Origin of the sequence: Streptomyces justiciae (genome assembly GCF_015163075.1) — a bacterium.
In the GTDB taxonomy this organism is placed as follows: domain Bacteria; phylum Actinomycetota; class Actinomycetes; order Streptomycetales; family Streptomycetaceae; genus Streptomyces; species Streptomyces justiciae.
Genome location: NZ_JADDXU010000001.1, coordinates 636,671 through 659,416, shown reverse-complemented (window position 1 = coordinate 659,416; position 22,746 = coordinate 636,671). Strand labels below are relative to the sequence as shown.

Genomic DNA, 22,746 nt, shown 5'->3' with positions numbered 1-22,746 from the left:
GACATCCACATATAGAGATGGAGGTTAGATACACGAACGATAACCGTCAATGGCGCCGCCCCGTCGGATTACGATCGGCTCATGTCAGAGACAGCGGGCGTCCGCGAGGTGAAGTCGGCGGCGCGGACGGTCGAGCTGCTGGAACTCCTCGCGGCCCGCGGGGACCGCCCGGCACGCCTCCAGGAACTGGCCGACGAACTCGGGGTCCCCCGCAGCTCGATGTACGCCCTCCTCCAGACCCTGATCTCGCGCGGCTGGGTCCGCACCGACATCACCGGCTCCCTCTACGGCATCGGCATCCACGCCCTGCTGACCGGCACCAGTTACCTCGACTCCGACCCGCGTGTCCGGGTCGTACGGCCGTATCTCGACGAGGCGTCCGACGCGCTGGGCGAGACCATCCACATGGGCCGGCTCGACGGCCGGGACGTGGCCTATCTGGCGACCCGCGAGTCCCACGAGTACCTGCGCACCATCAGCCGCGTCGGCCGCCGCCTCCCCGCCCACGCGGGCGCCCTCGGCAAGGCCCTGCTCGCCGAGCACCCCGACACGGAACTGCCCGAGGGCCCGTACGAGGAGCTCACGCCCAACACCCGCACGACCCGCGAGACCCTCACGGCGGACCTTGCCGAGACGCGGGCCCGCGGCTACTCGGTCGACCGCGAGGAAGGCGTCCCCGGCATCATCGGCTTCGGCTTCGCCCTGCGCTACGACTCCCCGACCCAGGACGCCATCAGTTGCTCGGTGCCGGTGGCCCGGCTGACGCCGGAGCACGAGGGGCGGATCGTCGCGGTGATGCGGGAGATCAGGGGCAAGATCGAGGCGACGGTACCGGCGGCGGGCGGCGCGGCGGTCCACTGGCGCTGAGGCCCCGCGTCAAGCCACCGAACACCTGTCACGGGCGCCTCGTTTACCCGCTCTCCCCCACCCCAAACACGAAGTGCCCCACATCACACCCCCCACTCTTCTTCTCGAACCGCGTGCTTGATACAAATTGCCCGCGCGTTCCTGTCCGTCGACGGTCGTCGCCCAACCCCCTTCTTGAGCCGCTTCTTTCGCATGCCCTGGGAACGCCCGTGTCCGCCCCCCGCACCACCCTGCCCTGGCCCCTCATCGCCCTGTTCACGGCCGGGTACCTCGCCCCGTACCTCCTCCCGACCACTGTCGGCAGGCTCGACTCGGGGCTTCCGCTCTCCGCCACCCAGGCGGGCGCCGTCGGCAGCGCGCTGCTGCTGAGTTCGGCCTCAGCGGGATTCCTGCTCGCCTCCCGCGTCGACCGGATCGGCCCCCGCCTCCTCGCCCGCACCGGCCTCGTCCTCGCCGTCCTCGGCTACGGCGGCGCCGCGCTCACCCACACCCTGTGGGCCGTCATCGCGGGCGTGCTCATCGGCGGCTTCGGCTCCGGTACGGCGACAGCGGTGGCCGCCACCGGCATCGCCGCCCAGCCCGACCCGCACCGCACCACCACGCTCGGCCTGCTCGGCGTCTCCGCGCTCGCCGGCGCCGTCTATCTGACGGTCCCGCACCTCGGCCCCGGCCACGGCCAGCCGCTGGCGGCGATCGCCCTCACGGCAGCGGCGGTCTGGCCCCTGACCACCCGCCTCGCCCCCGCGACGGCCCCCCACCGCACCCGGCAGCAGCCGAAGACCCCGCTCCCGCACCTGCGCGCCGGACTGCTCCTCGCCCTCACCCTGCCGTGCTGGTCCCTCGCCCAGAACTCCCTCTGGGGCGTCAGCGGCCGCATCGGCCTCGACCAGGCCCACCTCACCGAGGCGACCGTCGGCGCGGTCTTCGCGATCGCCCTCGGCGCCGGCCTCCTCGGCGTCATCGGCGCGAGCGCCCTCGGCCCCCGCCTCGGCAGGGCCCTCCCCATCGGCGCGGGCACGGCCCTCATCGCCGCCTGCATCGCCCTGAGCGCCTCCGCGACCGACCTCACGACCTTCGCGACCGGCGAGATCGCGTGGAACACGCTCTACCCGATCGTCCTGTCGTACGTCATAGGCCTGGCCGCCTCCCTGGACCCGAGGGGCCGCTGGGCGGTCCTGGTCGGCTCGGCCTCGTCCCTGGGCACGGCGGCGGGCCCACTGGCAGGCAGCGTCCTGTCAGCACAGGCAGGCTTCGCAACGATGGGCCTGGTACTGGCGGCGGGCCTACTGCTGATCGCCGTACCGATGACGGCGGTGGCGATGGGCAAGGGCAGGCGCTCCTTGCCGGTGGTGGAAGTCCCGGTGGAAGCGCCGACCTACAACAAGGCAACGGCTGCGTAGAGGGCCTCTAGGGGCGCGGGGCTGTATCGATTTGCGGCTCCGCCGCGTGGGCGCGACCAGCCCCCACCGGACCCGCAGCCGAATCAGAACCGATATTCCTCAACCTCCGCGAGATACCGAGCCCGCCGCTCCTCGTCATGCTCCAGAAAACTCGCCAAGAACGAGTTCCGAGCAAGCTCCCGCAACCGCTCCTCCCCCAGCCCCAACGCGGAGCGCACCGCATCGAAGTTGTCCCCGGCGTACCCCCCGAAATAGGCGGGGTCGTCGGAGTTCACGGTGCACAACAACCCCGCGTCCAACATCGCCGGAAGCGGATGATCCGCAAGCACGTCGACCGTCCGCAGCCGCACATTGGACAGCGGGCACAAGGTCAACGGAACCCGCTCCCGCACCAGCCGCTCCACCAGCCCCGCATCCTCCATGCACCGCAGCCCATGATCGATCCGCTCCACGCCGAGCACGTCCAGCGCCTCGGTGATGTACTCCGGCGGCCCCTCCTCCCCCGCATGGGCGACCCGCCGCAGCCCCAGCGCGGCAGCCGCCTCGTACACCTCGCGGAACTTCACCGGCGGATGCCCGACCTCGGCGGAGTCGAGCCCGACGCCGACGATCCGGTCGAGGTACGGCTTCGCGGCCTCCAGCGTCTCCAGGGCCGACTCGGCGGACTCGTCCCGCAGGAAGCACATGATCAGCTGCGTGGAGACACCGTGCCGCGCCTCGCTCTCACCGAGCGCCCGCCACAGCCCTTCCACGACCGTGCCCATGCCCACACCGCGCGCGATGTGCGCCTGCGGGTCGAAGAAGATCTCCGCGTGCCGCACCCCCTGCGCGGCGGCGCGCGCCAGGTACGCGTCGGCGAGGTCCTCGAAGTCGCGCTCGGTGCGGAGCACGGCCATGAGCTCGTAGTACAGGTTCAGGAAGGACTGGAGGTCCTCGAAGTCGTACGCCTTGCGCAGCTCTTCGGTGTCCGCGTACGGCAGGGAGACGCCATTGCGCGCGGCCAGCTCGAACGCCAGCTCGGGCTCCAGCGTGCCTTCGATGTGCAGGTGCAGTTCAGCTTTGGGGAGGGGCATCAAAGCATCGTACGGCCGCTTTACCGCCGTTTCGGAACCGGCACCCGCAGCAGGTCGTGCGCCACGGTCAGCTCGCCCTCGAACCCGGCCGCCCGCGCCTGCCGTTCGAACTCGTCGGGCTCGGTGTAGCGCTGGCTGAAGTGGGTGAGGACGAGATGCCGTACGCCGGCGTCCCGGGCGACGGTCGCGGCCTGCCCGGCCGTGAGGTGGCCGTGTTCGACCGCGAGGTTCGTGTCCTCGTCGAGGAACGTCGACTCGATGACGAGCATGTCGCAGCCGTCCGCGAGGGCGTACACGCCCTCGCACAGCCGGGTGTCCATGACGAACGCGAACCGCTGCCCGCGCCGGACCTCACTGACGTCCGCCAGCGTCACGCCGCCCACCGCGCCCTCGCGCTGGATGCGCCCGACGTCCGGGCCCTTGATGCCGTGCGCCGCGAGGCGGTCGGGCAGCATGCGGCGGCCGTCGGGTTCGACGAGTCGGTAGCCGTACGACTCGACGGGGTGGGAGAGCTTGCGGGCCTCCAGGGTGTAGGTGGCGGACGCGCCCAGCACCCCGTCCGCGCTCACCGGCGCCTGGGTGAGCTCGACCGTCTCCCGGTACGCCGTCGCGTACCGCAGCCGGTCGAAGAAGCGCTGGCCGGACTTGGGGTAGTGGGCGGTGATCTCGTGCGGGACGCGGTCGAGGTTGATGCGCTGGATGACGCCCGCGAGACCGAGGGAGTGGTCGCCGTGGAAGTGGGTGACGCAGATCCGGTTCAGGTCGTGCGCGGCGACCCCGGCGCGCAGCATCTGGCGCTGGGTGCCCTCGCCCGGGTCGAAGAGGATGCCCTCGCCGTCCCAGCGCAGGAGGTAGCCGTTGTGGTTGCGGTGCCGGGTGGGGACCTGGCTGGCGGTGCCGAGGACCACCAATTCACGTACGGACACGGTGACTTACCCGGGGGGCCATTCGAGGCCGCGGCCACCGAGGACGTGCGCGTGCGCGTGCCAGACGGTCTGGCCCGCGCCGGCGCCCGTGTTGAAGACGATGCGGTAGCTCTCCAGCTTCTCCTCGTCGGCGACGGTCTGCGCCTCGCGCAGCACGTCGGCGGCGATGGTGGGCTCCGCGGCGGCGAGGGCGGCGGCGTCCCGGTAGTGCACCTTGGGGATGACCAGGACATGCGTCGGCGCCTGGGGGTTGATGTCCCGGAAGGCGACGGTGGTGTCCGACTCGCGGACGATCGTGGCCGGGATCTGTCCCTCGACGATCTTGCAGAACAGGCAGTCCGCCTGCGGCTCCCCTGGCATGTGCGTCCTCTCGCCGTAATCGCCCGAAGTCTTCGGGGCATCGTATCGAGCAGGTCAGGGAAGCGACGGAGGCACCTTCGCCGGAGTTCCCTCCAGCGCCTCCAGCGCGAGCCTTATGGCCTCGTCCAGTTGGACGTCCCGTCCCGCCCCGTGGTCCTGCGGACGCTGGACGACCTCGACGTCCGGGTCCACGCCGTGGTTCTCCACGCCCCACTCGTAACCCTCCAGCCAGAAGGCGTACTTGGGCTGCGTGACGAGCGTGTCGTCGACGAGGTGGTAGCGGCTGTCGATGCCGACGACGCCGCCCCAGGTGCGGGTCCCGACGACCGGGCCGATACCGAGGGCCTTGATGGCCGCGTTGACGATGTCGCCGTCCGAGCCGGAGAACTCGTTGGCGACGGCGACGACGGGGCCGCGCGGGGCGTCCTGGGGGTAGCTGTAGGGGCGCATGCCGCGGGGGCTGGCCCAGCCGACGATCTTGCGGGCCAGCTTCTCCACCACCAGCTGGGAGGTGTGCCCGCCGCGGTTCTCGCGGACGTCGACGACGAGCCCCTCGCGGGCCACCTCGACGCGCAGGTCGCGGTGGATCTGGGCCCAGCCGGGGGCCTGCATGTCGGGGACGTGGAGGTAGCCGAGCCGGCCGCCGGAGCGCTCGTGGACGTAGGCGCGGCGGTCGGTGACCCAGGCGTGGTAGCGCAGGGGCTCCTCGTTGGCGACCGGGACGACGACCGCGTGCCGTACGTCGCCGCCGCCGGACGGGGAGATGGTCAGCTCGATCGCCTTGCCCGCCGTACCGACGAGCAGCGGCCCCGGGCCCGTCACCGGGTCGACGGGCCGTCCCGCGACGGCGACGATCGCGTCCCCGGCGCGGACTGCGACGCCGGGCGCGGCGAGCGGGGAACGGGCGTCGGGGTCGGAGGTCTCCGAGGGCAGGATGCGGTCGATGCGCCAACTGCCGTCCGCGTGGCGGGAGATGTCGGCTCCGAGGAGGCCTTGCCGGGCGCCGTTGCCGTAGCCGCCGCGCGGGACGACGTAGGCGTGCGAGGTGCCCAGTTCGCCCTGGACCTCCCAGAGGAGGTCGACGAGGTCGTCGTGGGTGGCGACGCGGCCGAGGACGGGGCGGTAGCGGTCGAGGACGCCGTCCCAGTCGGTGCCGCCGAGGTCGGGGCGCCAGAAGTGGTCGCGCATGATGCGGCCGGTCTCGTCGTACATCTGCCGCCACTCGGCCGCCGGGTCGATCGTCTGCCGGATGCGGGTGAGGTCGACGGTGATGTTGGTGTCGCTGTCGTCGTCGTTCGAGGCGCGGCGGTCGCTCGGTACGACCTTCAGCCGGCCGTCGGTCCCGAGCAGGACCCGCTTGCCGTCGCCGCTGACGGCGAAGTGGTCGGCGTCGGCGGCCAGATGCTCGACGCGCTGCTGGACGAGGTCGAAGCGCTCCAGCTCGGTCTTGGGATCGGGCGCGTCGGGCGTGGCCCGGGAGGCGCCCAGCACCCCGCGCACCGGGTGCCTGAGCCACAGCACGCCGTCCTTCGCGGCCCGCAGGTCGGAGTAGCGGGCGGCCTCCACCGGGAAGGGCACGATCCGGTCGGCGAGGCCTTCGAGGTCGATCCGGGTGGCCGGGGCGCCCTCGCTGTCGGGGGTCTCGTCCTTGTCGGGGGCGTCGAAGGGGCGGCCGTGCCGCTGCGGTCCGAAGGGGGACGGGGTGGTGGCGGCGAGGGTGATGAGGTGCGGGCGGGCGCCCTCCACGAAGGCCAGGTCGAAGACGTGCTCGTCGTAGACCGGGTCGAAGGAGCGGGTGGAGAGGAACGCCAGGTGCTTGCCGTCGAGGGTGAAGGCGGGGGCGTAGTCCTGGAAGCGCAGCGGGGTCGCCTCGGTGACCGACAGGTCGGTGGTGTTGGCGAGGCGGAGCTGGCTGAGCGGGCGCGGGCCGGGGTGGGACCAGGCGAGCCAGGCCGAGTCGGGGGAGAAGACCAGCCCGGAAGCGTCACCGTCTTCACTGCGGTCGATCTCGCGGACCTCGCCCGTCTCGCGTTCGACGAGGAGGACGCGCCCGTCGTGCGCGGCTACGGCGGCCCGGCTGCCGTCCGGCGCCATCGCCAGGTCGAGGACCCGGCCCAGCTGCCCCGCCGCGAGCCGGCGCGGGGTGGCGCCGGGGGCGAGGCCGGTGGCGGGCGCGAACTCCAGGGCGTCGTCGCCGTCGGCGTCCGTCACCCACACCACCCACTCCTCGCCGTCCGCGCGGAAGGCCTGCGGCAGCCGGGACCGCACCCCGGGCTCGGCGGCGAGCGCGCGGGCGGGCCCGGAGCGGTGGGTGACCCAGTGCACGGCCCCGCGCACACAGACGGCGCTGCCGCGCGCGGTGTGGTCGGGGGACGCCGACTCGACCCAGCGGGAGGCGTTCAGGGTATACGGCTGGAGGTCGGGGCGGGACCCGCCGAGCCGGACGTCGAGCCGGCGCGGCTCGGCCCCGTCCAGGTCGTCGAGGACCCACAGCTCACCGGCGGAGACGTAGACGACCCGGTCGCCGTCCCCGGCGGCGTGCCGGGCGTAGAACCCGTCGAGCGGGGTGTGCCGGCGCAGATCGGCCCCGTCCGCGAGGGAGGAGTAGAGAGCCCCTACGCCTTCGTGGTCGGAGAGGAAGGCGATCCGCTCCCCCGCCCACACGGGGAACTCGATGTTCCCGTCGAGCTCCTCATGCAGCCGTACGAACTCCCCGTCCCCTCCGCCGTCGATCCACAACTTGCCCGCGGTACCGCCCCGGTACCGCTTCCACCAGGCGGCCTCGCGCCCCATGGGTGCGGAGAGGAGAACAGTGCTCGGCCCCTGCGCCACGCCACCCACGGGGCCGTACGGCAGGACGGTGGACGGTCCGCCGTCGAGCGGGACGGTGTGCGCCCAGGAGCGGCGCAGGCTGGCCTGGCCGTGGGTGGTGAGGGCGAGGACCTGCCCGTCCGGGGTCCAGCCGCGCACCTGGGTGCGCCAACTCCCCCAGTGCGTCAGGCGCTTCGCGGGTCCGCCGTCGACCGGCGCGATGTGCACCTCGGGTGCCCCGTCCCGCGTCGAGGTCCAGGCGACGGTGGTGCCGTCCGGCGAGATGCGGGGTGTGGAGACCGGCACGTTGTCACTGCTGACCCGCCAGGCGCGGCCGCCGTCGAGGGGCGCGATCCAGACGTCGTCCTCGGCGGTGAAGGCGACCAGGTCGCCGTGCAGATGCGGGTATCGGAGATACGCGGGCGTCGCGGACTGGGTCACCCGATCACCCTAAGGTCATTTGCCCTGCACCGGGCGGCAGTCCGGGTACTTGTCGCACCACACGGTCTCGGTGACAGTGACGGTGACCGTGGCCCCGGGGTTGTTGTTGGCCGGCTCCGGGGTGGCGTTGCAGTTGCCCAGCCCGTTCACCTGGAACCACTGCTTGCCGTCGATCTTCGCGGTCAACTCCCCGCGCACGCACTGCCCGTTGACGACCCGGGTGACCTTCCCGTCTACCTTGATGTCCTTGCCGTCGTTGGTCTCGCCGGTGCAGTGCACCTCGGCGACGGCTTTCTCGGTCGCGGTCGGGGTGGGGCGGTTGCCGTAGGAGGCCTGGCAGGTGAGCCACTGCACCTTCGCGTGCTGCCGCTCCAGCTCCTTGGTGACGGTCTGATCGGTCGTGTACGCCACGGACGCGGAACTCAGCCCCGCGGGATCACAGGCGACGGCCCCGCCGACACCCACGACGACAAGCGCGCCCACCGCACCGATCCGCCGGCCCCGGCGCCGCCAAATCCTCCTCAATACCCCCATGGAGGGCAGCTTCCCACTGTCCCGCCCGACGCGGTAGAGCGCATACGGACACTCGGCCACAATCGAGTGACATCCGAGCACCGGAGGGCCCGACGTCATGCGCAACGACCACCGTCTGCGACGCCTCGGCATCGACGAGAACACGACCTACCTCTGGAGCCACCGCCAGAAGAAGGGCCGCGACGGTGTCTGGCGCGACACCGTCACCGTGCACCGCGACGGTCGCCGGACCCGGTTCGTGTTCCGGCCGGGCGGCCCGGGTTCGGGCCGGTACGTCTCCGAGGGGCACCCCTGGTTCCAGGGCTGCGCGGCGGACGGCCGGGGCAACCTGATCAATCTGCGCGAACCGGCCGTCGTACGCGCCCTCCTCGACGAGGCCACGCGTCGTGGACCTCTGCCGGACGACGGGGAGTTGGACGGCTGGGAGTTCTTCGCCGCCGTCGCCGAGGCCGTGGACCTCAAGCGCGCAGCAGCAGCCACTCCTGGAGTTCCACCAGGTTCCCCTCCGGGTCCTTGAGGTGGGCGACCCGCATGCGGTCCGTCATCGGGGCGGGGCCGTGGAGGAGTTCCGCGCCGCGGGAGGTGATCTGCTCGCAGTAGGAGTCCAGGTCGTCGACGCGCAGCACCACCAGCGACCGGTGTCCGCTGGCCGCGTCGCCCAGCTCGCCCAGTATCCCGGCCATCATCGCCCGGTCCTGGAGGGCGATGCCCGCCGCCCCGGTGCTGGGGCTGAACTTCTCGTACGGTCCCTCGGTCGCCCCCGACTGCGGCTTCAGGCCGAGGACTTCGGCGTAGAAGCGGTAGCAGGCGGCGAAGTCGGTGACGAGGAGCCGTACTTGGGCGAGTTCCACGGTGTTCCCCCCGGGGGATCGGTCAGGACCAGCGGCCGGTGCGGCCGAGGAGCAGGGCTGCGGCCGCGGTCCCGGCGGTCGACGTACGCAACACGGTAGGACCCAGCACGTACGCCTTCGCACCGGCCTCCTCGAAGAGCGCCAACTCGTCCTTGGCGACGCCCCCTTCGGGTCCGACGACGAGCACGATCTCGCCCTCGTCGGGGAGTTCGGCGGTGGCGAGCGCCTGACTGCCGCGTTCGAAGTCCGAGTGGAGCACGGCGGCGAAGTCGGCGCGGGCGAGAAGTGCCGCGACCTGCTTGGTCGTCGCCAGATCCGCGACCTCGGGGAAGCGGACGCGCCGGGACTGCTTGCCGGCCTCGCGGGCGGTGGCCCGCCACTTGCCGAGCGCCTTCAGGCCCCGGTCGCCCTTCCACTGCGTGATGCACCGGGCCGCCTGCCAGGGCACGACCGCGTCGACGCCGACCTCGGTCATGGTCTCGACGGCGAGCTCGCCCCGGTCGCCCTTGGGCAGAGCCTGCACGACGGTGATGCGCGGCTGCGCCACCGGCTCCTCGGTCACGCTGTCCAGCTGGACGATCAGCCGGTCCTTGCCCTCGGTGCCGAGCACGACGCAGTCGGCCCAGCGTCCGGCGCCGTCGGTGAGGATGACGTCCTCGCCGGGCTGGAGGCGCTTCACGGAGACGGCGTGCCGTCCCTCGGGGCCGTCGAGGACGTAGTGGCCGCCGCCACCGGCGTCGAAGTGCTCGACGACGAACACGGGCGCTGTCATCGGAGGTCACCTCCGGCGCTGCGGTGACCGGACAACGCTGTCGTGGCGTCGGCGAGTTCGGCGGCCAGCACCTCCACGAGCTGCCCGGCGGGCAGCGGACGGGCCATCCGGTGCCCCTGTCCCGCCCACAGGGCCATGCCCTGCGCGTCCTTGGCCTTGGCGGCGGCCTTGCGCAGGGGTGAGGTGAGGTGGTGCACCTCGGGGTAGGCGGCGGGGGCGTACGGGCCGTGCTCGCGCATGAACCGGTTGACGAGCCCGCGGGCCGGCCGGCCGGAGAAGGCCCGGGTGAGTTCCGTCCGTACGAAGAGCGGGTTGGTCAGCGCCTGCTTGTGGATCTCCGCGGCGCCGGACTCGGGGGTGGCGAGGAAGGCGGTGCCGAGCTGGGCGGCGCCGGCGCCCGCGGCGAGGACGGCGGCGATCTGGCTGCCGCGCATGAGGCCGCCGGCGGCGACGACGGGAATCCGGACCGTCTCCCGGATCTGCCCGACGAGCGAGAGCAGCCCGAGCCCGGCCCCGTCGTTCTCGGGGATGTCCCGATGGGTGCCCTGATGCCCGCCCGCCTCGACGCCCTGCGCGATGACCGCGTCGGCCCCGGCCCGCTCCACGGCGAGGGCCTCGTCGGGGGTGGTCGCGGTGACGAGCGTGAAGGTCCCCGCCCGCCGCAGCGCCTCCAGCACCTCACCGTTCGGGACGCCGAAGTGGAAGGAGACGACGGGTACGGGATTGTCGAGGAGTACGGCGAGCTTGGCGTCGTATCCGTCGTCCCGCCCGCTGTCGCGGTCACCGAGCTCGGTCTCGTACCAGGAGGCCTCGCCGGCCAGCTGGTGCGCGTACACGTCGACCGCCGCGGGATCGGCGTACTCGGGCTGCGGCATGAAGAGGTTGACGCCGAAGGGCCGCCCGGTCAGCCCGCGCAGCTGCTTGATCTCCTGGTACATGCCGTCGGCCGTCTTGTACCCGGCGGCGAGGAACCCGAGCCCCCCGGCCTCGGACACGGCAGCAGCCAACTGCGGCACGGAGACACCGCCCGCCATGGGGGCCTGCACGATCGGAAGGGGGAAGAGACCGGTCAGCGCGGAGGACATGCCCGCATGTTGTCACGTCCCCCGAACAAGTCCGAATCCGGCCTTCCGCAGGCATAGTCCACTGGCACAAGAAGGCGCCGGCCACCTGGCGGTGCCGGCGCCCACCCCGCGTCAGCGCCCGTTGAACGCGTCCTTCAGCCGCGAGAACAACCCCTGCTGACCCGGCTGGAACTGCCCCTGAGGACGCTCCTCGCCGCGCAGCTTCGCCAGCTCTCGCAGCAGTCGCTCCTGCTCCGGGTCCAGCTTGTTCGGGGTCTGCACCTCGACGTGGACGATGAGGTCACCACGACCCCCGCCCCGCAGATGCGTGACACCCCGCCCGTGCAGCGGGATCGACTGGCCGGACTGCGTGCCCGGCCGGATGTCGACCTCTTCCATGCCGTCCAGCGTCTCCAGCGGCACCTTCGTGCCGAGAGCCGCCGCCGTCATCGGGATCGTCACCGTGCAGTGCAGATCGTCACCGCGCCGCTGGAACATCGGATGCGGCAGCTCGTGGATCTCGACGTACAGGTCACCGGCGGGACCGCCACCGGGACCGACCTCGCCCTCGCCCGCGAGCTGGATCCGCGTGCCGTTGTCGACACCGGCCGGGATCTTCACCGTCAGCGTGCGACGCGAGCGGACCCGGCCGTCACCGGCGCACTCGGGGCACGGCGTCGGCACGACCGTACCGAAGCCCTGGCACTGCGGGCAGGGACGCGAGGTCATGACCTGGCCCAGGAAGGACCGGGTGACCTGCGAGACCTCACCGCGGCCCCGGCACATGTCACACGTCTGCGCGGAGGTCCCCGGCGCCGCACCCTCACCGTTGCAGGTGGAGCAGACGATCGCGGTGTCGACCTGGATGTCCTTCGTCGTGCCGAAGGCCGCCTCGTCGAGCTCGATCTCCAGCCGGATCATCGCGTCCTGGCCGCGCCGCGTACGCGACCGCGGACCCCGCTGCGACGCCGTACCGAAGAAGGCGTCCATGATGTCCGAGAAGTTCCCGAAGCCACCGGCGCCGAAGCCGCCCGCGCCTCCGCCGCCCGCCTGGGACAGCGGGTCGCCGCCGAGGTCGTAGACCTGCTTCTTCTGCGGGTCCGACAGCACCTCGTAAGCGGCGTTGATCTCCTTGAACCGCTCCTGGGTCTTCGGATCGGGGTTGACGTCCGGGTGCAGCTCGCGTGCGAGCCGACGGAACGCCTTCTTGATCTCATCCTGCGACGCGTCGCGGCGCACGCCGAGAACGGCGTAGTAGTCCGTGGCCACTTACGACTCCGCCAGGATCTGTCCGACGTACCGTGCCACTGCGCGTACCGCTCCCATCGTTCCCGGGTAATCCATGCGGGTCGGTCCGACCACGCCGAGCTTGGCTACTGCCTCGCCGCCCGAACCGTAGCCGACCGACACCACCGAAGTTGAGTTGAGTCCCTCATAGGCGTTCTCGTGACCGATGCGTACGGTCATGCCCGAATCCCCTGCCTCGCCAAGCAACTTGAGGAGCACGACCTGCTCCTCCAGCGCCTCCAGGACGGGCCGGATGGTGAGGGGGAAGTCATGTCCGAAGCGGGTGAGATTGGCGGTTCCGCCGATCATCAACCGCTCCTCGTTCTCCTCGACGAGTGTCTCCAGCAGAGTGGAGAGCACGGTGGCGACCGTACCCCGATCCTCGACGTCGAAGCCCTCGGGCAGGTCCTCGACCAGGCGCGGCACATCGGTGAACCGACGCCCCGCGACCCTGCTGTTGAGGCGCGCCCGCAGATCGGCCAGCGAGGCCTCCCCGAAGGGCGCCGGGCAGTCGACCATGCGCTGCTCGACCCGGCCGGTGTCGGTGATCAGGACGAGCATCACGCGCGCGGGAGCGAGCGAGAGCAGCTCCACATGCCGCACCGTGGACCGGGTCAGCGACGGGTACTGCACCACCGCCACCTGCCGGGTGAGCTGCGCGAGCAGCCGCACGGTCCGGGCCACCACGTCGTCGAGGTCGACGGCGCCGTCGAGGAAGTTCTGGATCGCGCGCCGCTCGGGCGCCGTCATCGGCTTGACGCCCGCGAGCTTGTCGACGAACAGCCGATAGCCCTTGTCCGTGGGGATACGCCCGGCGCTGGTGTGCGGCTGGGCGATGAACCCCTCGTCCTCCAGGGCGGCCATGTCGTTGCGCACGGTCGCCGGGGAGACGCCCAGGTTGTGCCGCTCGGTGAGGGCCTTGGAACCGACGGGCTCCTCGGTGCCGACGTAGTCCTGGACGATGGCGCGCAGCACCTGAAGCCTGCGTTCACTCAGCATCGCGCACACCTCCAGAAGTCGTTCCCCAGGCCCCCGCCTGGCACTCTGTCCGTCCGAGTGCCAGCGTTCCCCGCGGCCCAGTGTACGGCGGTGGGGTACCACCCGGGCAAGGTCGGCCCGGGTGTGACAGCCCGTGAACCGCCTGTACGGCTAGCGTCGCGGTATGACGGTGACTTGGGAAGAGCTGGGGTGGCAGAGGGTGGCGGCCGGGGTGGGCCGGTGCCGGCTGCCGGTCTGGGACTGCACGGCGGGGCTGGTCGTCGGCGCGGACACGGCCCTGTTGGTCGACGCCGGGTCGAGCCTCGCGGAGGGGGCACGGCTGCGGGCGCAGGCGGAGGCGCTCGCCGGGCACCGTGTGACCCATCTCGCGCTGACCCACCCCCACTTCGACCATGTCTTCGGCGCGGGCGCGTTCGCGGGCGCGGACGTGTTCGGGCCGGTCGGCATGGACACGCTCCTCGCTCAGCACCAGGCCCGCGAGGAGCTGCGCGCGGACGCGGTACGGGAGGGGCTGGCCGAGCACCTGGCCGACGAGGCGGTCGATGCCCTCCCCCGCCCCCGCCACCTGGTCTCCGGCGAGTGGACCCTCGACCTCGGCGGCGGCCGGCAGGTCCTGCTGGCGAACGTCGGCCCGGGGCACACGGCCCACGACCTCGCGGTGCTGGTGCCCGGCTCGCCCGAGGTGGTGTTCTGCGGCGATCTGGTCGAGGAGTCCGGTGAGCCGCAGGCGGGCCCGGACGCCGTACCGTCGCACTGGCCGGCCGCCCTGGACCGGCTCCTGGACCTGGGCGGCGAGGACGCGTTGTACGTGCCCGGTCACGGAGCGGTGGTGGACGCGACGTTCGTACGGGCGCAGCGGGACGCCCTGGCCGCACGTTTCGGCGTGTCGCGGTGACCGGCCGCGGGCTTCTCCTATCGTCATCCGAATGCGCCAGTACTCCGCCGACCTGACCCCGCCGTGGAAGAAGCCGAAGCCCGTCCCGGAGGTCCCGGCCGAGCCCGGCCTGGTGGTCGAGGAGCCGGGCACCGGTTTCTGCGGCGCGGTGATCCGCTGCGAGGCGGGCACGGTGACCCTGGAGGACCGCTTCGGCAAGCTCCGGGTGTTCCCGATGGAGCCGAGGGGCTTCCTGCTGGAGGGCAGGGTGGTGACGCTCGTACGCCCCACGTCATCGACTCCGCTACGACCCACACGTACGGCTTCCGGCTCGGTGGCCGTCCCCGGCGCCCGCGCCCGCGTGGCCCGCGCCGGCCGCATCTACGTCGAGGGCCGGCACGACGCCGAACTGGTCGAGAAGGTGTGGGGCGACGACCTGCGCATCGAGGGCGTCGTGGTGGAGTACCTGGAGGGCGTGGACGACCTCCCGTCGATCGTCGCGGAGTTCGCGCCGGGCCCGGACGCGCGGCTGGGCGTCCTGGTGGACCACTTGGTGCCGGGCAGCAAGGAGTCCCGTATCGCGGCATCGGTCACCAGCGAACACGCCCTGGTCGTGGGCCACCCCTACATCGACATCTGGGAGGCGGTGAAACCGTCGTCCCTGGGCATCGAGGCGTGGCCACGCGTCCCGCACGGCCAGGACTGGAAAACGGGCGTGTGCAAGGCACTGGGCTGGCCTTCAGAGAACACGGCCGCGGTATGGCAGGCGATCCTGAAGCGGGTGAACTCCTACAAGGACCTGGAGCCAGAGCTGCTGGGCAGGGTCGAGGAACTGATCGACTTCGTAACGGCATAAAAGAGGCGAGCTGCACCCACCTAAGGGGCGCGGGGAACTGCGCGCCCAGCCCCCACACACCCGCACCCGCCACACAACAGACCGCGGCACCCCCGTAGGCCCCTAATCCACCAGATCCCGCACCACCGCATCCGCCAGCAACCGCCCCCGAAGCGTCAACACAGCCCGCCCCTCGTCGTACGACTCCTGCCGCAGAAGCCCGTCCGACAGCGCCCGGCGAGCGGCACGCAGGCCCTCCTCACGGAGCAGGTCAAGCGGCACCCCCTCCCGCAACCGCAACTCCAGCAGAATCCGCTCGACCCTCCGGTCCTCCGCCGACAACACCTCACGCCCCGCCCCCGGCGACCGCCCCGCCGCCAGCGCCGCCGCGTACGCGCCGGGATGCTTCACGTTCCACCAGCGCACCCCGCCCACATGCGAGTGCGCTCCCGGCCCCGCACCCCACCAGTCGGCACCACGCCAGTACAGCTCGTTGTGGAGGCACCGCCCGGCCTCGGAGGTGGCCCAGTTCGAGACCTCGTACCAGTCGAAGCCGGCCGCCGCGAACGCGTCCTCCGCGATCAGATACCGGTCGGCGTGCACGTCGTCGTCGGTCATCGGAACCTCGCCGCGACGAATCCGCCGAGCCAGCTGCGTACCCTCCTCCACGATCAAGGCGTACGCGCTGACATGATCCGGCCCCGCCCCGATCGCCGCGTCCAGCGAGGCCCGCCAGTCGTCGTCCGACTCCCCCGGCGTGCCGTAGATCAGGTCCAGGTTGACGTGCTCGAAGCCCGCCGCCCGTGCCTCCGCCACGCACGCCTCGGGGCGCCCCGGCGTGTGGGTCCGGTCCAGCACGCGCAGCACATGCTGCTTCGCGCTCTGCATGCCGAAGGAGATCCGGTTGAAGCCGCCCTCGCGCAGGGTGGCGAGATAGGCCGGGTCCACCGACTCCGGGTTCGCCTCCGTCGTGACCTCGGCGTCCGTCGCGAGCCCGAACTCGTCGCGGATCGCGGCGAGCATCCGTACGAGATCGCCCGCGGCCAGCAGCGTCGGCGTACCGCCGCCCACGAACACCGTGCGGACCTCGCGCGGGTCGTCCCCGAGCACCTTGCGGGCCAGCCGGATCTCGTCGATCAGGGTGTCGGCGTAGTTGTCGCGGGAGGCGAGGACGCCGCCGGTGCCGCGCAGCTCGGTCGCGGTGTAGGTGTTGAAGTCGCAGTACCCGCAGCGGGTCGCGCAGTAGGGGACGTGCAGATAGAACCCGAGGGGGCGCTCGGCGGCTCCGGAGAGCGCGTGCGCGGGGAGTGCGCCGTCGTCGGGGACGGGCTCGCCGTCGGGGAGTGCGGAAGGCATGCCTTCCATTGTCCAGCACCCCGGCGGCTACTCGGCCTGGAGCACCAGCAGGGCCAGGTCGTCGTCGGGCGGTCGTACGCCGAACTCGTGGACCAGGCGTTTGATGCGCTCGGCGATGAGCGGGGCGGTCAGGCCCGCGCAGCCGGCGAGGGCCGCCGCGAGGCCGTCACCGTCGTCGAACTGGCGGGAGCCGCTGCGCCGCTCGGTGACTCCGTCGGTGACGCACAGGAGGGTGTCGCCGTGGCGCAGCTCGATGATCTCGCTGGTGTAGACGGCGTCCTCGACGACCCCGAGGAGGGTCTGCGGCTGGGCGACCGTGCGGACCCCGCCGTCCGGTCCGAGGAGCAGCGGCAGGGGGTGGCCGGCGGAGGCGAGGGTGCACTGGACGCCGCCGTCGAAGGGGCGGAGCTGGCCGAAGAGGAGCGACAGGAAGCGGGTCTGCGGGCCGTCGGCGGGACCGGCGGGTCCCACCGGTCCGGCGAAGGCGCGGGCGGCGGCGTCCGCGGCCTCGGTGGCGTCGTCGAGGAGGAGCTGATTGAGCCGGTCGAGGACCTCGGCGACGGCGTATCCCTCGCGGGCCAGCAGCCGCAGCCAGGGCCGGGCCAGGCCGATCACCACGGCGGCTTCGGGCCCCTTGCCCTGGACGTCGCCGATGGCGAAGCACCAGCGGCCGTCGCCGCAGGGGAACAGGTCGTAGAAGTCGCCGCTGGGGCCCGCCTTGTCACAGGGTTCGTGGACGAGGGCGCTGCTCATGCCGGGGATCTCCGCGACCGCGCCGGGCAGCAGTCCGCGCTGGAGGACGGCGCTGATGGTGGCCTGGCGGGCGTACTGGCGGGCGGCGCTGATGGCGAGGGCGACGCGGCGGCCGAGGTCCTCGACGAGCCCGGTGATCTCGTCGGGGAAGCGCAGCAGGCCCGCCCGTCCGATGACCAGCGTGCCGAGCGGCCGGCCGCCGGCGATGAGGCGGTACGCGAGGGCCGCGCCGTGCATGCCGTGCGGGCCGAGGGCCTCGCCGGGCCAGGGGAAGGGGACGGGGCCCGAGCGCGGCGGGTCCGGCAGCCGCGGGACCTCCTTCTCCAGGGCCCGGCGCAGGTCCTCGATGAGGTTCTCGCTGCCGTGCCAGACGCGGGCGAGCCGCGGTCCCGGTCCGGCGATCCCGTCGGCGCCCCAGCCTCCGACGCCTCCGCCGCCCGGCCCGCCGTCGGGCTCGGTCGCGCGCGGGGAGCCCCAGCGGCCCATGAGCTCGTCCTCCAGCCACACCGCGCACCAGTCGGCGAGCCGCGGCACGATCAGCTGTCCGGCGAGCGCGGCCACCAGGTCCTCGTCGAGTTGCCCGGCGAGCAGGTCGGAGGCCTCGGCGAGGAAGGACAGGGCACCGCGGTTGAGCCACTCCCGGTCGCGTTCGGCGCGCGCGGGTTCGGGGGCGAGGATCTCGGCGACGCGCAGGCCGCGCTCTCCCGGGTACGCCTCCATGTCGCCGACGTCCGCGTCGTCCTCGTCGGTGAGCCGGGCCCACACCGTCTTGGAGCCGGTGCGGTACGTGATGCCCCAGGACTCGGCGAGGGTGGCGACGAGACGCAGACCGCGCCCGTACTCCGGGGTGCCCCGGCCGAGTTCTGGGGTGCCGGGGGCGTACTCCGGTGCCGTGTACGGCGGTTCGGGGGCGCCTGCGCGCGGGGCGCGCGACGGGTGGTGGTCGGTGACCTCCACGACCACCGCGCCCGTGTCCTCCATACGGCAGTCCAGTTCGACGTCGGTGCCCGCGTGGACGACCGCGTTGGTGACGAGTTCGCTGGTGACGATGGTGAGGTCGTCGGTGACGCGTTCGGTGAGCAGTTCCGCGCCGGGCAGGGCGAGTTCGGCCCATTCCGTGAGCGCGGCGCGCAGCAGTGCGCGGGCGGCGCCCGGCGCCCGGGAGCTGCCGGGAAGGGTGGCGTGCGCCCGGGCGCACGGGGGCACACCGCCGGGCACAGGCGCATCAGAAGCACGGGAATCGCTCTCCCGTTGCGTCGGAATGGCCCCCATGTCCAGCTCCCCGAGCAGTTCGGACGAATACGCCTCAGTCGATGCGGACAGAGTGACAGACTGGCTGCGCCCATAAGCGCCGAGTTACCGAAGTGGGCCGCCATGAGTGAGAACAGTGCTACGCGTGTGCTCGAAGACGGACACATTCAGGACCAGATTCGAGCATCGGATCTGCGTCCGCTGCTCGCCGCGATGACGGCCGCGCGGGACGGGCACTTCGCGAAGGTGTCGGAGACGGGGCACGGACCTGTCGTGGCCGAGCTGTCCGCGATCTTCAACCAGCTGGTCGACCGGAACGTCCATTTCGCGACGGAAGTCCAGCGGGTCAAGCGGGAGTTGGTGCGGCACGGCCGGCTCGACGAGCGGCTCTCACCGAGCCCGGGTGCCGGCGCCTGGGCCGCCCGGGTCAACGATGTGAACCAGCTGCTGGACGCCCTGGTCGCCCCGGCCGCCAACGCGACCCGGGTGCTGGACGCGGTGGCGGGCGGTGATCTGACCCAGCGCGTCGATCTGCACGACGGCAACCGGCAGCTGCGGGGTGATCTGCGACGGCTGGGCCGGGCCGTGAACAAGATGGTCGACCAGCTGTCCCTGTTCACGGGCGAGGTGACGCGGGTCGCCCGCGAGGTCGGCACCGAGGGGCGGCTCGGCGGACGCGCCAAGGTGACGGGCCTGTCGGGCAGTTGGCGGGACGTGACCGAGGCGGTCAACACCATGGCGTCCCGGCTGACCGCGCAGGTCCGTGACATCGCCCTGGTGACCACGGCCGTGGCCCGCGGCGACCTGACCCGCACGGTCACCGTCGAGGCCACCGGTGAGCTGCTGGAACTGAAGCTGACCGTGAACACGATGGTCGACCAGCTCTCCGCGTTCGCCGACGAGGTCACCCGCGTGGCCCGCGAGGTCGGCACCGAGGGCCAGCTGGGCGGGCGCGCCCAGGTGCGGGGCGTGTCGGGCGTATGGAAGGACCTCACCGACAACGTCAACTTCATGGCGTCGAACCTGACTTCACAGGTCCGGAACATCGCCCAGGTGACCACCGCCGTGGCCAACGGCGACCTCTCGCAGAAGATCACGGTGGACGCGCAGGGCGAGATCCTGGAGCTGAAGTCGACCATCAACACGATGGTGGACCAGCTTTCGGCCTTCGCCGACGAGGTCACCCGCGTCGCCCGCGAGGTCGGCACGGAAGGAAACCTCGGCGGCCGGGCCCAGGTGCGCGGCGTGAGCGGCGTCTGGAAGGACCTCACCGACAACGTCAACTTCATGGCGGACAACCTGACATCACAGGTCCGCAACATCGCCCTGGTCTCCACCGCGGTGGCCCAGGGTGACCTCGGCAAGAAGATCACGGTCGAGGCCAAGGGCGAGATCCTGGAGCTGAAGTCCACGATCAACACGATGGTCGACCAGCTCTCCGCCTTCGCCGACGAGGTCACCCGCGTCGCCCGCGAGGTCGGCACGGAAGGAAACCTCGGCGGCCAGGCGCAGGTGCGCGGCGTGAGCGGCGTCTGGAAGGACCTTACCGACAACGTCAACTTCATGGCGCTGAACCTGACTTCACAGGTCCGGAACATCGCCCAGGTGACGACCGCCGTCGCCAACGGCGACCTCTCCAAGAAGATCACGGTCGACGCCCGCGGCGAGATCCTCGAACTCAAGGACACCGTCAACACGATGGTGGAGCAGCTACGGGCCTTCGCCGACGAGGTCACCCGCGTCGCCCGCGAGGTCGGCACCGACGGCCGGCTCGGCGGCCGCGCCCAGGTGCTGGGCGTGAGCGGTGTCTGGCGGGACCTGACCGACAACGTCAACTACATGGCCGACAACCTGACTTCACAGGTGCGGAACATCGCCCAGGTGACCACCGCCGTCGCCAACGGCGACCTCTCCAAGAAGATCGACGTGGACGCGCGCGGTGAGATCCTGGAGCTGAAGACGGCCATCAACACCATGGTCGACACGCTGTCCTCGTTCTCCTCCGAGGTGACCCGCGTGGCCCGCGAGGTCGGCTCCGAGGGCCAACTGGGCGGCCAGGCGCGGGTGGAGGGCGTGTACGGCACCTGGAAGCGCCTGACGACCAACGTGAACGAACTCGCCTCCAACCTGACCACCCAGGTGCGCGCGATCGCTGAGGTGGCATCCGCGGTGGCCCAGGGCGACATGTCCCGCTCGATCACCGTGGAGACCCAGGGCGAGGTCGCCGAGCTGAAGGACAACATCAACCTGATGGTGGCCAACCTCCGCGAGACGACCCGCGCGAAGGACTGGCTGGAGTCGAACCTGGCCCGCCTCGCGGCCCTGATGCAGGGCCACCGCGACCTGATGGAGGTCGCCGACCTGATCCTGCGCGAGCTGACCCCGCTGGTGAACGCCCAGTACGGGGCGTTCTTCCTGGCCGACCCGGACGAGGACGGCGCGTCCATCCGCACCACCGTTCCCACGAAGGGGCTGGCGTTCATCGCGGGCTACGGCTCGGCGCAGGGCGCGACCGTGGAGACCGGCGGCCTTCCGGTGCACGGCCTGGTCCGGCAGGCGGCCCGCGAGAAGAAGCGCATCCTCGTCGAGGAGGCCCCGCCGGACTACATCAAGATCAACAGCGGTCTGGGCGAGGCGGCTCCCACGAGTGTCGTGATCATCCCGATCCTCTTCGAGGACAAGCTCCTGGGCGTCATCGAACTCGCCTCCTTCTCCCGCTTCTCCGACGTCCACCTGGCGTTCTTCGACCAGTTCGTGAACACCATCGGCGTCGCGATCAACACGATCATCGCCAACTCCCGTACGGAATCGCTGCTGGGCGAGTCCCAGCGCCTGGCGATGCAGCTCCAGGAGCGATCGGACGAACTCCAGAAGCAGCAGGCGGAGTTGCAGCGTTCGAACGCCGAACTGGAGGAGAAGGCCGCCCTGTTGGCCACGTCTTCCCAGTACAAGTCGGAGTTCCTGGCGAACATGTCCCACGAACTCCGCACCCCGCTCAACTCCCTGCTCATCCTGGCGAGGCTGCTCTCGGACAATCCGGACGGCCATCTCTCCGACCAGGAGGTGCAGTTCGCGACGACGATCCACCGCTCGGGCTCGGACCTCCTGCAGCTGATCAACGACATCCTCGACCTGTCCAAGATCGAGGCGGGCCGGATGGACGTCCGCCCGAAGAAGCTCCCCCTGATCAAGCTCCTCGACTACGTCCACGCCACGTTCCGCCCACTCACCCTGGACCGCGGACTCGCCTTCGAGGTGTCCGTCGGCGAGGACGTACCGCGCGAGATGTACTCCGACGAACAGCGCCTCCAGCAGATCCTGCGCAACCTGCTGTCCAACGCGATCAAGTTCACCGCGTCCGGCCGGGTCGAGCTCCGGGTGAACCGCATCAAGGACCCCGACCACCGGTACATCCGCGAGAGCGACGACGTGGTCGCCTTCGCCGTCTCCGACACGGGGATCGGTATCGCGGCCGAGAAGCTCCCGGTGATCTTCGAGGCGTTCCAGCAGGCCGACGGCACCACCAACCGCAAGTACGGCGGCACCGGCCTCGGGCTGTCCATCAGCCGGGAGATCGCCGGCCTGCTGGGCGGCCGTATCGTCGCCGAGAGCGAACCCGGCAAGGGCTCCACCTTCACGCTCTACGTCCCCGTCGTCAGCCCCGGCCACGCGGCGACCGGCCCGGTCCCCGAGGACCGTTCCCTGCCGATGGTGCCGGAGCAGCTCTCCTCGGAGCCCTACACGGCCACCCACGACGTGGACGACGCCTGGCCCGCACCGACCAAGCTGGAGGCGTGGAAGTCCGGCAGGGCGGGCCAAGTGCTCCCCGGGCGCCGGGTGCTGATCGTCGACGACGACATCCGCAACGTCTTCGCGCTGACCCACGTCCTGGGCCGGGTCGGCATGCCCGTCCTCTACGCCGAGAACGGCCGCGAGGGCATCGAGACGCTGGAGCGCAACCCGGACGTCGAACTCGTCCTGATGGACATCATGATGCCGGAGATGGACGGCTACGAGACCATCGCCGCCATCCGCCGCACCCCCCGCTGGACCGGCCTGCCCATCGTCGCGCTGACCGCGAAGGCGATGCCCGGAGACCGGGAGAAATCGATCGCGCGGGGCGCCAACGACTACGTACCCAAACCGGTGGACGTCGACCAGTTGCTGACCGTCGTGTGCGCACTCCTCGATCCCGAGGGCGCGGACGAAAACGGTCCCGAGGCGCAAACTGCCGTAGAGGAACCGGACGCGACAGGAGAAGTGCCGGTTCCGCCGACGACTGAATGAGGCAC

The 22,746-nt window shown here is 71.5% G+C and carries 18 protein-coding genes; 6 read left to right on the top strand and 12 right to left on the bottom strand.

The window, feature by feature from the left end:
* Window positions 1-81: 81 nt before the first annotated feature.
* Window positions 82-867: an IclR family transcriptional regulator gene (locus IQ210_RS02885; RefSeq protein ID WP_194076539.1), complete on the top strand. Its 786-nt coding sequence runs from the start codon at window positions 82-84 to the stop codon at window positions 865-867.
* Between the two features lie 209 nt (window positions 868-1,076).
* Window positions 1,077-2,267 (top strand): MFS transporter, encoded by a 1,191-nt coding sequence (locus IQ210_RS02880; protein WP_194076538.1) that lies wholly within the window; start codon window positions 1,077-1,079, stop codon window positions 2,265-2,267.
* A gap of 83 nt (window positions 2,268-2,350) precedes the next feature.
* Here the strand turns inward: IQ210_RS02880 and IQ210_RS02875 are convergent, their stop codons facing one another.
* The 5 genes from IQ210_RS02875 to IQ210_RS02855 are packed head-to-tail and all read right to left on the bottom strand — an operon-like array spanning window position 2,351 to window position 8,412.
* Window positions 2,351-3,340 (bottom strand): adenosine deaminase, encoded by a 990-nt coding sequence (locus IQ210_RS02875; RefSeq protein ID WP_194076537.1) that lies wholly within the window; start codon window positions 3,338-3,340, stop codon window positions 2,351-2,353.
* A gap of 20 nt (window positions 3,341-3,360) precedes the next feature.
* Window positions 3,361-4,266 (bottom strand): ribonuclease Z, encoded by a 906-nt coding sequence (locus IQ210_RS02870; protein ID WP_194076535.1) that lies wholly within the window; start codon window positions 4,264-4,266, stop codon window positions 3,361-3,363.
* A gap of 6 nt (window positions 4,267-4,272) precedes the next feature.
* Window positions 4,273-4,626, bottom strand: coding sequence for a histidine triad nucleotide-binding protein (locus tag IQ210_RS02865; RefSeq protein ID WP_194076533.1), 354 nt, complete (start codon window positions 4,624-4,626; stop codon window positions 4,273-4,275).
* A 54-nt stretch (window positions 4,627-4,680) separates the two neighbouring features.
* Complete coding sequence (locus IQ210_RS02860; RefSeq protein ID WP_194076531.1) at window positions 4,681-7,878, bottom strand: S41 family peptidase; 3,198 nt, start codon at window positions 7,876-7,878, stop codon at window positions 4,681-4,683.
* A 15-nt stretch (window positions 7,879-7,893) separates the two neighbouring features.
* Window positions 7,894-8,412: a hypothetical protein gene (locus IQ210_RS02855; RefSeq protein WP_194076529.1), complete on the bottom strand. Its 519-nt coding sequence runs from the start codon at window positions 8,410-8,412 to the stop codon at window positions 7,894-7,896.
* 97 nt (window positions 8,413-8,509) lie between these two features.
* Between IQ210_RS02855 and IQ210_RS02850 the strand changes: the two genes are divergently transcribed.
* On the top strand, window positions 8,510-8,929 hold the full coding sequence (locus IQ210_RS02850) for a hypothetical protein (protein ID WP_194076527.1): 420 nt from the start codon (window positions 8,510-8,512) through the stop codon (window positions 8,927-8,929).
* Here IQ210_RS02850 and IQ210_RS02845 read toward each other — a convergent pair.
* From IQ210_RS02845 to hrcA, 5 genes are all read right to left on the bottom strand, one after another.
* The gene (locus IQ210_RS02845; protein WP_194076525.1) at window positions 8,871-9,263 is read right to left on the bottom strand and encodes a VOC family protein; all 393 of its coding nucleotides are present in this window, start codon (window positions 9,261-9,263) and stop codon (window positions 8,871-8,873) included. The two genes, IQ210_RS02850 and IQ210_RS02845, sit on opposite strands and share 59 nt — an antisense overlap.
* Window positions 9,264-9,285: 22 nt before the next feature.
* Entirely contained in the window at window positions 9,286-10,035 is a 750-nt protein-coding gene (locus tag IQ210_RS02840) for a 16S rRNA (uracil(1498)-N(3))-methyltransferase (RefSeq protein ID WP_194076523.1), read from the bottom strand.
* Window positions 10,032-11,120, bottom strand: coding sequence for a nitronate monooxygenase (locus IQ210_RS02835; RefSeq protein ID WP_194076522.1), 1,089 nt, complete (start codon window positions 11,118-11,120; stop codon window positions 10,032-10,034). Before IQ210_RS02835 ends, IQ210_RS02840 begins: the two co-directional genes overlap by 4 nt.
* Before the next feature lie 111 nt (window positions 11,121-11,231).
* Complete coding sequence (gene dnaJ, locus IQ210_RS02830; protein WP_194076521.1) at window positions 11,232-12,368, bottom strand: molecular chaperone DnaJ; 1,137 nt, start codon at window positions 12,366-12,368, stop codon at window positions 11,232-11,234.
* A complete protein-coding gene (gene hrcA, locus IQ210_RS02825) occupies window positions 12,369-13,385 on the bottom strand; it encodes a heat-inducible transcriptional repressor HrcA (protein WP_194076520.1) in 1,017 nt (338 codons plus the stop codon).
* 163 nt (window positions 13,386-13,548) lie between these two features.
* Here hrcA and IQ210_RS02820 point away from each other — a divergent pair, with 163 nt between their 5' ends.
* Window positions 13,549-14,280, top strand: coding sequence for an MBL fold metallo-hydrolase (locus IQ210_RS02820; protein WP_194076519.1), 732 nt, complete (start codon window positions 13,549-13,551; stop codon window positions 14,278-14,280).
* 31 nt (window positions 14,281-14,311) lie between these two features.
* Window positions 14,312-15,115, top strand: a complete 804-nt coding sequence (locus IQ210_RS02815) for a DUF3097 domain-containing protein (RefSeq protein WP_194076518.1) — start codon at window positions 14,312-14,314, stop codon at window positions 15,113-15,115.
* 102 nt (window positions 15,116-15,217) lie between these two features.
* Here the strand turns inward: IQ210_RS02815 and hemW are convergent, their stop codons facing one another.
* Window positions 15,218-16,450, bottom strand: coding sequence for a radical SAM family heme chaperone HemW (gene hemW, locus IQ210_RS02810; RefSeq protein ID WP_194076517.1), 1,233 nt, complete (start codon window positions 16,448-16,450; stop codon window positions 15,218-15,220).
* A 27-nt stretch (window positions 16,451-16,477) separates the two neighbouring features.
* Window positions 16,478-18,475 (bottom strand): SpoIIE family protein phosphatase, encoded by a 1,998-nt coding sequence (locus tag IQ210_RS02805; protein ID WP_194076515.1) that lies wholly within the window; start codon window positions 18,473-18,475, stop codon window positions 16,478-16,480.
* A 192-nt stretch (window positions 18,476-18,667) separates the two neighbouring features.
* Here IQ210_RS02805 and IQ210_RS02800 point away from each other — a divergent pair, with 192 nt between their 5' ends.
* Window positions 18,668-22,741 carry a HAMP domain-containing protein gene (locus IQ210_RS02800; protein WP_407699679.1) on the top strand — a complete coding sequence of 1,358 codons (4,074 nt, stop codon included), beginning with the start codon at window positions 18,668-18,670 and terminating at the stop codon, window positions 22,739-22,741.
* Window positions 22,742-22,746 lie beyond the last annotated feature (5 nt).